The following is a 12,378-nucleotide window of genomic DNA, read 5'->3' as shown; positions in this document are numbered from 1 at the left end:
GGAATACAGAGAGACAATAATAATGGTAGATAGCAAGAAGCGCCCTGGCAAAGATCTCGACCGTATCGATCGTAACATTCTTAATGAATTGCAAAAGGATGGGCGTATTTCCAACGTCGAGCTTTCAAAACGTGTGGGACTTTCCCCGACGCCATGCCTTGAGCGTGTGCGCCGACTGGAAAGACAGGGTTTTATTCAGGGCTATACAGCACTGCTGAACCCGCATTATCTGGATGCCTCACTTCTGGTATTTGTTGAGATTACTCTGAATCGTGGTGCGCCGGATGTGTTTGAGCAATTCAATGCCGCCGTACAAAAACTTGAAGAAATTCAGGAGTGTCATCTGGTTTCCGGTGATTTCGACTACCTGTTGAAAACCCGCGTACCTGATATGTCCGCCTACCGTAAGCTGCTGGGTGAAACCCTGCTGCGACTGCCTGGTGTGAACGACACCCGTACCTATGTGGTAATGGAAGAAGTCAAACAGAGCAATCGTCTGGTTATTAAGACGCGCTAACACGGAACAGGTGCAATATCAGCGTACTTTGATTACACTCCTGGTAATCCATACAGCAACAGTGTCGGGCTTCCCGACACTGTTGTCCGTTTAGCACTCAGGCAGGAATTGCCTGATACCTGGAGAGCCTGTTTTGAGCCAGGAATATACCGAAGACAAAGAAGTCAATTTAACCAAGCTCAGCAGTGGACGCCGACTCCTTGAGGCGTTACTGATCCTTGTTGCTCTTTTTGCCGTCTGGTTGATGGCAGCCTTACTCAGTTTTAATCCCTCCGATCCGAGCTGGTCACAAACCGCATGGCACGAGCCTATCCATAATTTAGGCGGTGTACCGGGCGCCTGGCTGGCGGATACGCTGTTCTTTATCTTTGGCGTGATGGCGTACACCCTTCCCGTGATTATTATCGGCGGCTGCTGGTTCGCCTGGCGCCATCGCCAGAACGATGACTACATCGACTATTTTGCCGTGTCGCTGCGCCTGATTGGTGCGCTGGCTTTAATTCTTACTTCCTGCGGTCTGGCGGCGATTAACGCCGATGACATCTGGTACTTTGCCTCCGGTGGCGTGATTGGTAGCCTGCTGAGCACCGCGCTGCAGCCGATGCTGCACAGTAGCGGCGGCACGCTCGCGCTGCTCTGCGTCTGGGGGGCGGGACTGACGCTCTTTACCGGCTGGTCCTGGGTCACTATCGCCGAGAAAATCGGCAGTGTAATCCTCAATATTCTCACCTTCGCCAGCAACCGTACCCGTCGCGACGATACCTGGGTTAACGACGAAGAGTACGAAGACGACTATGAAGACGCCGAGCCGGTCGCTGAGCGTCGCGAATCTCGCCGTGCCCGCATTATGCGCGGGGCGCTGGCGCGTCGTAAGCGTGTGGCAGAGAAATTCGCCAATCCATTAGGCCGCAAAACCGATGCGGCGTTGTTCTCCGGCAAACGGATGGACGACGAAGAGGTGGCTTACAGCGCCCGTGGCGTGGCCGCCGATCCGGATGATGTGCTGTTCTCCGGTAATCGTGCGCTGGCATCCGATTATGATGAATACGATCCGCTGCTCAACGGGCACTCAGCGGCTGAGCCGCTTGCCGCCGCCGCTGCTGCAACCACGGCAACTCAGGCCTTCGCAGCCCCGGTTGAGCCGGTGATTCCGGCGCCTGCTGTGCCGGAGATGCCACTTCAGCCGCCGGCAGTTGACTGGCAGGCTGAGCCTGGTGCGCCAGTAGCCCCGGCGTATATCCCTGAGCCAGAACCTTACACCGCCCCTGCATCACAGGAGCAGTGGCAACCGCCTTATCAACCTGAGCCGGTCTATGCGCAGCCGCAGTACGAGCCGCAGCAGCCCGTGTATCAGCCGGAACCCGTGTATCAGTCTGAACCGGTCTGTCAGCCTGAACCTGTTTATCAGCCTGAGCCGGTTATCGCTCAACCGGTCGCTGAAGAGCCTCCGGTAGAAGAGGTTAAACCCTCCCGTCCGCCGCTTTACTATTTCGAAGAGGTGGAAGAGAAACGTGCCCGTGAGCGCGAGCAGCTCGCGGCCTGGTACCAGCCGGTGCCTGAGGCGGCGCAAGAGCCAGCCCCGGTTCAGGCTGCTGAAATTCCGGCTGTTCCGGTTCCGGTTGTGGAGCCAGCGTCTACCGTCGCGCCAGTTGCCGCAAGCGTGCAGCAGGCAACAAGCGCAGGCGCTGCTGCGGCCAGCGTTGCCTCACCTTTATTCAGCCTGGCAACCGGCGGCGCACCGCGGCCGCAGGTGAAAGAGGGTATTGGCCCGCAGCTGCCGCGCCCTAACCGCGTGCGGGTTCCTACCCGCCGTGAGCTGGCCTCGTATGGCATTAAGCTGCCTTCTCAGCGAATGGCGGAGGAGAAAGCGCGTGAGGCCGGACGTCAGCAGTACGAAGATGAACATTACGACGATGCCGATGGCATGCAGCAGGAGGAGCTGGCCCGCCAGTTCGCCCAGCAGCAGCAACAGCGTTATGGTGATGAGTATCAGGCTGAGCCGCAGCAGTATCAGACCCAGGATGACGAAGATGATGCCGCCGAGGCGGAGCTGGCTCGCCAGTTCGCCGCCACGCAGCAGCAGCGCTATTCCGGTGAGCAACCGACAGGCGCCAATCCGTTCTCTCTGGCAGATTTCGAATTCTCGCCAATGAAAGACTTGGTGGATGACACGCCGAGTGAACCGCTGTTTACGCCGGAGGTAATGCCTGAAGCTGAGCCGCCGCGTCAGGCGTTTACGCCGCCCCAGCCGCAGCAGTATGCCCAGCCACAGCAGCCAGCGCAGCCGCAGCAGTATGCCCAGCCACAGCAGCCAGCGCAGCCGCAGCAGTATGCCCAGCCGCAGCAGCCCGTGCAGCCGCAGCAGTATGCCCAGCCGCAGCAGCCGCAGCAGCCAGCCGCTCAGCCTCAGCAGAGCCTGATCCATCCGCTGCTGATGCGTAACGGTGACAGCCGCCCGCTGCAGAAGCCGACCACGCCGCTGCCGTCGCTGGATCTGTTAACGCCGCCGCCAACGGAAGTCGAACCGGTCGATACCTTTGCCCTGGAGCAGATGGCGCGTCTGGTTGAGGCGCGTCTGGCCGACTTCCGCATTAAAGCCGATGTGGTGAACTACTCCCCGGGCCCGGTGATCACTCGATTCGAGCTGAACCTGGCACCGGGCGTGAAGGCCGCGCGTATTTCTAACCTCTCCCGTGACCTTGCGCGATCGCTGTCGACCGTGGCCGTGCGCGTGGTGGAGGTGATCCCGGGCAAACCTTACGTTGGCCTCGAGCTGCCGAACAAAAAGCGCCAGACCGTTTACCTGCGTGAGGTGCTTGATAACGCCAAATTCCGTGATAATCCATCCCCGCTCAGCGTGGTGCTGGGTAAAGATATCGCTGGTGAACCGGTGGTGGCGGATCTGGCTAAAATGCCGCACCTGCTGGTCGCGGGTACGACCGGTTCCGGTAAATCTGTCGGCGTGAACGCCATGATCCTCAGCATGCTCTATAAAGCGCAGCCGGAAGATGTGCGTTTCATCATGATCGACCCGAAAATGCTGGAGCTGTCGGTCTATGAAGGAATACCGCATCTGCTGACCGAAGTTGTGACCGACATGAAAGATGCTGCCAACGCCCTGCGCTGGAGCGTTAACGAGATGGAGCGTCGCTACAAGCTGATGTCTGCGCTGGGCGTGCGTAACCTTGCGGGTTATAACGAGATCATCGCCGAAGCGGCGAAGATGGGGCGCCCCATTCCGGATCCGTACTGGAAACCGGGCGACAGCATGGATGCCGAGCATCCGGTGCTGGAGAAACTGCCGTATATCGTGGTGCTGGTGGATGAGTTCGCCGACCTGATGATGACCGTCGGCAAGAAGGTGGAAGAGCTGATCGCCCGACTGGCACAAAAAGCACGTGCGGCAGGCATCCACCTGGTGCTGGCGACTCAACGTCCGTCGGTGGATGTGATCACCGGCCTGATTAAAGCCAACATTCCGACCCGTATCGCCTTTACCGTGTCGAGCAAAATCGACTCCCGTACCATCCTCGACCAGGGGGGCGCGGAATCGCTGCTCGGCATGGGGGATATGCTCTTCTCCGGCCCTAATTCGACCTCGCCGGTGCGTGTCCACGGTGCCTTTGTCCGCGACCAGGAAGTGCATGCCGTAGTCCAGGACTGGAAGGCGCGCGGTCGTCCGCAATATGTCGAAGGCATCACCTCTGACAGCGAAAGTGAAGGCGGTGGCGGTGGCGGCTTTGACGGCGGTGAAGAGCTGGATCCGCTGTTCGATCAGGCAGTTAACTTCGTCACCGAAAAACGCAAAGCTTCTATTTCCGGGGTACAGCGTCAGTTCCGCATCGGTTACAACCGGGCGGCGCGCATCATTGAGCAGATGGAAGCCCAGGGCATCGTCAGCGAGCAGGGGCATAACGGCAACCGGGAAGTTCTGGCGCCGCCGCCGTTTGAGTGATCCCCTCTCGATTGCAAAGATGGGTAAATCAACAAAAATTAAGCATTTTCTTCTGTCGCCTGCCTGCGGGCAGGTCCAGAATAGTGACAGAACCCCCATTCCGGGAAGACGCTTTGTAAGGATGAACAATGAAAAAAATCGCAATCACCTGTGCATTACTGACTGGCTTTGTGGCAAGCAGCGTCTGGGCTGATGCCGCCAGCGACCTGAAAAGCCGTCTGGATAAAGTGAGCAGCTTCCATGCCAGCTTCACGCAAAAAGTGACCGACGGCAGCGGCAACGCGGTGCAGGAAGGTCAGGGTGACTTGTGGGTTAAACGACCGAATCTATTCAACTGGCATATGACCCAGCCGGACGAAAGCATCCTCGTCTCCGATGGCAAAACCCTGTGGTTCTTTAACCCCTTTGTTGAGCAGGCCACGGCAACCTGGCTGAAGGATGCGACCAGCAATACGCCATTCATGCTGATTGCCCGTAACCAGTCCAGCGACTGGCAGCAATACAACATCAAACAGACCGGCGACGACTTTGTGCTGACCCCGAAAGGCAGCACTGGCAATCTGAAGCAGTTCACCATCAATGTGAGCAGCAACGGCACCATCAATCAGTTCAGCGCCGTAGAGCAGGACGATCAGCGCAGCAGCTACCAGCTGAAATCCCAGCAGAACGGTGCGGTCGATGCATCGAAATTCACCTTTACCCCGCCGAAGGGCGTAACGGTGGACGATCAACGTAATAAGTAAGAGGCGTGAGTGAGCAACCTGTCGCTCGATTTTTCAGATAATGCGTTTCAACCTCTGGCCGCCCGTATGCGGCCAGAAAATTTAGCGCAGTATATCGGACAGCAGCATCTGCTGGCTGCGGGCAAGCCGTTGCCGCGGGCCATTGAGGCCGGGCATCTGCATTCGATGATCCTCTGGGGGCCGCCGGGTACGGGCAAAACAACGCTGGCTGAAGTGATAGCCCGCTATGCCGATGCGGACGTCGAGCGCATTTCCGCCGTCACCTCCGGCGTGAAAGAGATTCGCGAAGCCATCGAGCGGGCGCGACAGAACCGCAATGCCGGGCGCCGCACAATCCTGTTTGTCGACGAGGTTCACCGCTTTAACAAAAGCCAGCAGGACGCCTTTCTGCCGCACATCGAAGACGGTACTATAACCTTTATCGGCGCCACTACCGAAAACCCTTCGTTTGAACTGAACTCGGCGCTGTTGTCCCGTGCCCGCGTCTATCTGCTGAAGTCCTTAACCACTGACGATATCGAGCTGGTGCTGACTCAGGCAATGACCGATAAGGCCCGGGGCTACGGCGGCCAGGATATCGTGCTGCCTGACGATACCCGTCGCGCCATTGCTGAACTGGTAAACGGCGATGCGCGCCGGGCGCTGAATACCCTGGAAATGATGGCCGATATGGCCGAAGCCGACGACAGTGGAAAGCGGGTTCTGCTCCCGGCACTGCTGACTGAAATCGCCGGCGAGCGCAGCGCGCGCTTTGATAATAAAGGCGATCGCTTTTACGATCTGATCTCTGCGCTGCATAAATCGGTACGAGGTAGTGCGCCCGATGCCGCGCTTTACTGGTATGCGCGTATTATCACCGCCGGTGGCGATCCGCTGTATGTTGCCCGTCGCTGTCTGGCGATTGCCTCAGAAGATGTTGGCAATGCCGATCCGCGCGCCATGCAGGTGGCACTTTCCGCCTGGGACTGCTTTACCCGGGTCGGGCCTGCCGAAGGCGAGCGCGCCATTGCACAGGCGATTGTCTATCTGGCCTGTGCGCCAAAAAGTAATGCCGTCTATACCGCCTTTAAAGCGGCGATATCCGATGCCCGCGAGCGTCCGGATTACGACGTGCCGGTACATTTGCGCAACGCGCCGACCAAACTGATGAAAGAGATGGGTTACGGTCAGGAGTATCGCTATGCGCACGACGAGCCCAACGCCTACGCCGCCGGAGAAGAGTATTTCCCTCAGGAAATGGCACAAACACGCTACTATCACCCGACAAACAGAGGCCTTGAGGGCAAGATTGGCGAAAAGCTCGCCTGGCTTGCCGGACAGGATCAAAATAGCCCTATAAAACGCTACCGTTAGGGCTATCGTTGCGGTAATGTTGGCAATGTATACCCGTTATACTTCAGGTTGCATGTGCGTTGGCTGCGCTCGTTCACCCCATTCGCATAGTTTTCTATGCTCCCGGGGATTCACTCGCTTGCCGCCTGCCTGCAACTCGAATTATTCAGGGTATATTCTTGTGACCGCAGGCTGCGGTCATTTCCTCCTATTTTTTTAATTCGATAAGCACAGGATAAGCATGCTCGATCCCAATCTGCTGCGTAACGAGCCAGACGCAGTCGCTGAAAAACTGGCACGCCGGGGCTTTAAACTGGATGTAGATAAGCTGCGCGCTCTCGAAGAGCGTCGTAAAGTTCTGCAGGTACAAACAGAAAACTTGCAGGCAGAGCGTAACTCTCGATCGAAATCCATCGGCCAGGCGAAAGCGCGCGGGGAAGACATCGAGCCATTACGCCTGGAAGTGAACAAGCTGGGTGAAGAACTGGATCAGGCGAAAGCGGAGCTGGACGTGCTTCAAGCCGAAATTCGTGATATCGCGCTGGCGATCCCTAACATCCCTGACGACAGCGTACCTGTCGGTAAAGACGAAAACGACAACGTGGAAGTGAAACGCTGGGGCACCCCGCGCGAGTTCGACTTCGACGTGCGCGATCACGTGACCCTGGGCGAAATGCACGCGGGGCTCGATTTTGCCGCTGCCGTTAAGCTGACCGGTTCTCGCTTTGTGGTGATGAAAGGCCAGATTGCTCACCTGCACCGTGCACTGGCGCAGTTCATGCTGGATCTGCATACCGAGCAGCACGGCTACAGCGAAACCTACGTCCCGTATCTGGTCAACCACGATACGCTGTACGGTACCGGCCAGCTGCCGAAGTTTGCCGGCGATCTGTTCCATACTCGTCCGCTGGACGAGGAAGCAGACAGCAGCAACTACGCGCTGATCCCAACGGCAGAAGTGCCGCTGACCAACCTCGTGCGTGACGAAATCATCGATGAAGATGACCTGCCGATCAAACTGACTGCGCACTCGCCGTGCTTCCGTTCTGAAGCGGGCTCCTATGGCCGCGATACCCGTGGTCTGATCCGTATGCACCAGTTCGACAAAGTTGAAATGGTGCAGATCGTCCGTCCTGAAGAGTCCATGGCGGCGCTGGAAGAGATGACCGGTCACGCGGAAAAAGTGCTTGAGCTGCTGGGTCTGCCATACCGTCGTATGGCGCTGTGCACGGGTGATATGGGCTTTGGTGCCTGCAAAACCTTTGACCTTGAAGTGTGGGTTCCGGCGCAGGGTACCTACCGTGAAATCTCCTCCTGCTCCAACGTCTGGGATTTCCAGGCGCGTCGTATGCAGGCACGTTGCCGCAGCAAGTCTGACAAGAAAACCCGTCTGGTGCACACCCTGAACGGTTCTGGTCTGGCCGTAGGGCGTACGCTGGTCGCGGTGCTGGAAAACTACCAGCAGGCTGACGGACGTATCGAAATTCCTGAAGTGCTGCGCCCGTATATGAAAGGCCAGCAGTACATCGGTTAATTTGCTTTTAAGTAAAAAAGCGCCTGTGGGCGCTTTTTTTATGTCCTGCTTTTGATGTCAGGCAATATTCCCTCCCTCTAAAGTAGTAATACTTCTCAAACAGCTGGTTAGCGTAAACGTCTGCTAACGAACGCCTTCCTTATATAAAAAACTATATAGCGGTTATCGCCGCACTTTTGAACTTTGTGAGCAATCAAAGTGAGAGCCTATGAAAATGAAAACGCCTGATGCGTTGCTGGCGGCTGAGGTGAGCCGGCGTGGGTTGATGAAAACCACCGCGATTGGCGGTCTGGCTGTTGCCAGCAGCGCATTGACCCTGCCTTTTTCACGTCTGACATCTGCCGCCGAAGCCGTTGCGGCAGTCAAGCCTGACGAGAAAGTGGTCTGGAGCGCCTGCACGGTGAACTGTGGCAGCCGCTGTCCGCTGCGTATGCATGTCGTTGACGGTGAAATTAAATACGTTGAGACCGACAATACCGGGGACGATAACTACGAAGGGTTACATCAGGTTCGCGCCTGCCTGCGTGGTCGCTCGATGCGCCGCCGCGTCTATAACCCGGATCGCCTGAAACAGCCGATGAAGCGCGTGGGCAAACGCGGTGAAGGCAAATTTGAACCCATCAGCTGGGAAGAAGCCTATGACACCATCGCCAGCACGATGCAGCGTCTGATTAAGGATTACGGCAACGAATCTATCTATCTGAACTACGGCACCGGCACCCTCGGCGGCACCATGACCCGCTCCTGGCCGCCGGGAAAAACCCTGATCGCGCGCCTGATGAACTGCTGCGGGGGTTACCTCAACCATTATGGTGACTACTCCACCGCGCAGATTGCCGCAGGCCTGAATTACACCTATGGCGGCTGGGCCGATGGCAACAGCCCCTCGGATATCGAAAACAGCCAGCTGGTGGTGCTGTTCGGCAATAACCCTGGTGAAACCCGCATGAGCGGCGGCGGGGTGACATACTACGTTGAACAGGCGCGGCAAAAATCGAACGCCCGGATGATCGTCATTGATCCTCGCTATACCGACACCGGGGCTGGGCGTGAAGATGAGTGGATCCCCATCCGTCCGGGAACCGATGCGGCGCTGATCTCAGCGCTGGCGTGGGTCATGATCACTGAAAACCTCGTCGATCAGCCTTTCCTTGACAAATACTGCATCGGCTACGATGAAAAAACGCTGCCGGAAGGCGCACCAGCGAACGGTCACTATAAAGCCTATATTCTTGGTCAAGGAAATGACGGCATTGCCAAAACCCCGGCCTGGGCCGCAGCCATCACCGGTATTCCCGAGGCGCGTATCGTTAAACTGGCACGTGAAATTGCCGGGGCGAAGCCCGCATTTATTTCCCAGGGCTGGGGCCCGCAGCGCCATGCCAATGGTGAACTGGTCTCCCGCGCTATCGCCATGCTGGCAATTTTAACCGGCAACGTCGGGATAAACGGCGGCAACAGCGGCGCACGGGAAGGGTCGTATTCCTTGCCGTTTGTACGTATGCCGACTCTGGATAACCCGGTTCAGACCAGTATTTCGATGTTTATGTGGACCGATGCCATTGAGCGCGGTACGGAGATGACCGCCACCCGCGACGGCGTTCGCGGCAAAGATAAACTTGACGTACCGATCAAAATGGTCTGGAACTACGCCGGGAACTGCCTGATCAACCAGCATTCGCAGATCAACCGCACCCACGAGATCCTCCAGGATGACAAAAAGTGTGAGCTGATTGTCGTGGTAGACTGCCATATGACCTCCTCGGCGAAGTATGCCGACATTCTGCTGCCGGACTGCACCGCCTCTGAGCAGATGGACTTCGCCCTGGATGCCTCCTGCGGCAACATGTCTTATGTCATTTTTGCTGACCAGGCGATCAAACCGCGCTTCGGCTGCAAAACCATCTATGAGATGACCACCGAGCTGGCAAAACGCATGGGCGTTGAGCAACAGTTCACGGAAGGCCGCACCCAGGAAGGCTGGATGCGCCACCTGTACGAGCAATCCCGCGAAGCCATTCCGGATCTGCCGTCATTTGATGAATTCCGCCAGCAAGGTATGTTCAAAAAGCGTGACCCGGAAGGGCATCACGTGGCTTACAAAGCCTTCCGCGCCGATCCTGTCGCTAACCCGCTCACTACGCCGTCGGGCAAAATTGAGATCTACTCCGCCCAGCTGGCGCAGATTGCTGCGACCTGGGAGCTGGCGAAAGACGACGTGATCGATCCGCTGCCGGTGTACAGCCCGGGCTTTGAAAACTACGACGATCCGCAGAGCAAATCCTTCCCACTGCAGCTGACCGGCTTCCACTATAAAGCGCGTACGCACTCCACCTACGGCAACGTTGACGTCCTGAAGGCAGCCTGTCGTCAGGAGATGTGGATCAATCCACTGGATGCAAAATCGCGCGGGATCGCCAACGGTGACCGGGTGCGCATCTTCAACGGTCGTGGCGAAGTACACATTGAAGCCAAAGTAACGCCGCGTATCCTGCCGGGCGTGGTCGCGTTAGGTGAGGGGGCCTGGTACAACCCGGACGCGAAGCGCGTCGACCAGGCGGGCTGCATTAACGTGCTCACCACGCAACGCCCGTCGCCGCTGGCGAAAGGCAATCCGTCTCACAGTAACCTCGTTCAGGTTGAAAAGGCGTAAGGAGTAGCCGATGACCACTCAGTATGGATTTTTTATTGATTCAAGCCGCTGCACCGGGTGTAAAACCTGTGAGCTGGCCTGTAAAGATTACAAAGATCTGACGCCGGATGTCAGCTTCCGCCGTATCTACGAGTACGCGGGAGGCGACTGGCAGGAAGACAACGGCGTCTGGCATCAGAACGTCTTTGCCTACTATCTGTCCATTTCCTGTAACCACTGTGAAGATCCTGCCTGCACCAAAGTGTGCCCGAGCGGTGCGATGCACAAGCGCGACGACGGTTTTGTCGTCGTGAATGAAGATGTCTGCATTGGCTGCCGCTACTGCCATATGGCCTGCCCGTACGGTGCGCCGCAGTATAACGCCGCCAAAGGCCACATGACTAAGTGCGACGGTTGCCATGACCGCGTGTCCGAAGGCCATAAGCCCATTTGCGTTGAATCCTGCCCGTTACGCGCGCTGGATTTTGGCCCGATTGCCGAGCTGCGGCAGAAATACGGCAAGCTGGCTGCCGTCGCGCCGCTGCCGTCAGCGCACTTCACGAAGCCGAGTATCGTCATTAAACCCAATGCCAACAGCCGACCAACGGGTGATACCACCGGCTATCTGGCTAATCCAAAGGAGGTGTGAGATGGGAAGTGGATGGCATGAATGGCCGTTAATGATTTTCACTGTCTTTGGACAGTGCGTAGCGGGTGGTTTTATTGTGCTCGCGCTGGCGTTGCTAAAAGGTAATCTCAGTACCGAACAACAGCAGCGTCTGGTAGTGAGTATGTTTGGCCTGTGGGTGCTGATGGGTATTGGCTTTATCGCCTCTACGCTGCACCTGGGGTCGCCAATGCGCGCATTCAACTCCCTGAACCGCGTGGGTGCCTCTTCACTCAGCAATGAGATCGCCAGCGGGGCGATCTTCTTCGCTGTTGGTGGTCTGGGCTGGCTACTGGCGGTGCTGAAGAAGCTGCCTGCCGGGCTGCGCAGCCTGTGGCTGGTGGTCACTATGGTGCTGGGTGTGGTCTTTGTCTGGATGATGGTACGGGTCTATAACACCATCGACACGGTGCCCACCTGGTACAGCCTATGGACGCCGATGAGTTTCTTCCTGACGATGTTCATCGGCGGGCCGCTGCTGGGCTTCCTGCTGCTGCGCATGGCAGGCGTAGACGGCTGGGCAATGCGTTTACTGCCTGCCGTGTCGCTGCTGGCGCTGGTTGTCAGCGCCATCGTCGCCGTGATGCAGGGCGCTGAACTGGCAACGATCCATAGCTCCATTCAGCAGGCTTCGGCCCTGGTGCCGGATTACGGCTCGTTGATGGCCTGGCGTTTGGTACTGCTGGTGGCTGCGCTGGGCTGCTGGGTCGTACCTCAGGTTAAAGGCTATCAGCCTGCTCTCCCGTTACTGTCGGTGGCATTTGTGCTGGTGCTGGCGGGTGAGTTGCTGGGGCGTGGGGTGTTTTACGGCCTGCATATGACCGTTGGAATGGCTGTCGCCAGTTAACCCTGATTTTTGTTATATAAAGCCGGGACTTAGTGCCCGGCTTTTCATTTTCGATCATGAAATTTTTCAACTGTCGTTTGGTTTTAATTTTGTCCCTACATAAATAAAAACAAACACATAATTAATATCGATAGCAGTCATTGCATGAACA

8 protein-coding genes are annotated in these 12,378 nt (G+C 57.2%); all 8 read left to right on the top strand.

Annotated features, from left to right (window positions below; genetic code table 11):
- The first annotated feature begins 22 nt into the window (after positions 1–22).
- The 8 genes from lrp (at position 23) to MXM41_RS09140 (ending at position 12,227) form a co-directional block, all read left to right on the top strand.
- Entirely contained in the window at positions 23–517 is a 495-nt protein-coding gene (gene lrp / locus MXM41_RS09175; protein WP_000228469.1) for a leucine-responsive transcriptional regulator Lrp, read from the top strand.
- Between the two features lie 133 nt (positions 518–650).
- On the top strand, positions 651–4,472 hold the full coding sequence (gene ftsK / locus MXM41_RS09170) for a DNA translocase FtsK (protein WP_325931396.1): 3,822 nt from the start codon (positions 651–653) through the stop codon (positions 4,470–4,472).
- A gap of 128 nt (positions 4,473–4,600) precedes the next feature.
- Positions 4,601–5,215, top strand: coding sequence for an outer membrane lipoprotein chaperone LolA (gene lolA / locus MXM41_RS09165; protein WP_325931393.1), 615 nt, complete (start codon positions 4,601–4,603; stop codon positions 5,213–5,215).
- Between the two features lie 9 nt (positions 5,216–5,224).
- Positions 5,225–6,568 (top strand): replication-associated recombination protein RarA, encoded by a 1,344-nt coding sequence (gene rarA, locus MXM41_RS09160; RefSeq protein ID WP_325931391.1) that lies wholly within the window; start codon positions 5,225–5,227, stop codon positions 6,566–6,568.
- 220 nt (positions 6,569–6,788) lie between these two features.
- Positions 6,789–8,081: a serine--tRNA ligase gene (gene serS / locus MXM41_RS09155; protein ID WP_325931390.1), complete on the top strand. Its 1,293-nt coding sequence runs from the start codon at positions 6,789–6,791 to the stop codon at positions 8,079–8,081.
- 208 nt (positions 8,082–8,289) lie between these two features.
- Positions 8,290–10,734 carry a dimethylsulfoxide reductase subunit A gene (dmsA, locus tag MXM41_RS09150; protein ID WP_325931388.1) on the top strand — a complete coding sequence of 815 codons (2,445 nt, stop codon included), beginning with the start codon at positions 8,290–8,292 and terminating at the stop codon, positions 10,732–10,734.
- A gap of 10 nt (positions 10,735–10,744) precedes the next feature.
- Positions 10,745–11,362, top strand: coding sequence for a DMSO/selenate family reductase complex B subunit (locus MXM41_RS09145; protein ID WP_325931386.1), 618 nt, complete (start codon positions 10,745–10,747; stop codon positions 11,360–11,362).
- 1 nt (position 11,363) lies between these two features.
- Positions 11,364–12,227, top strand: coding sequence for a dimethyl sulfoxide reductase anchor subunit family protein (locus tag MXM41_RS09140; protein WP_325931384.1), 864 nt, complete (start codon positions 11,364–11,366; stop codon positions 12,225–12,227).
- The last annotated feature ends 151 nt before the right edge of the window (positions 12,228–12,378 follow it).

It is taken from the genome of Leclercia adecarboxylata, assembly GCF_035787115.1.
Classification (GTDB): Bacteria; Pseudomonadota; Gammaproteobacteria; order Enterobacterales; family Enterobacteriaceae; genus Enterobacter; species Enterobacter adecarboxylatus_E.
This window is presented reverse-complemented; position numbering and strand designations above follow the sequence as displayed.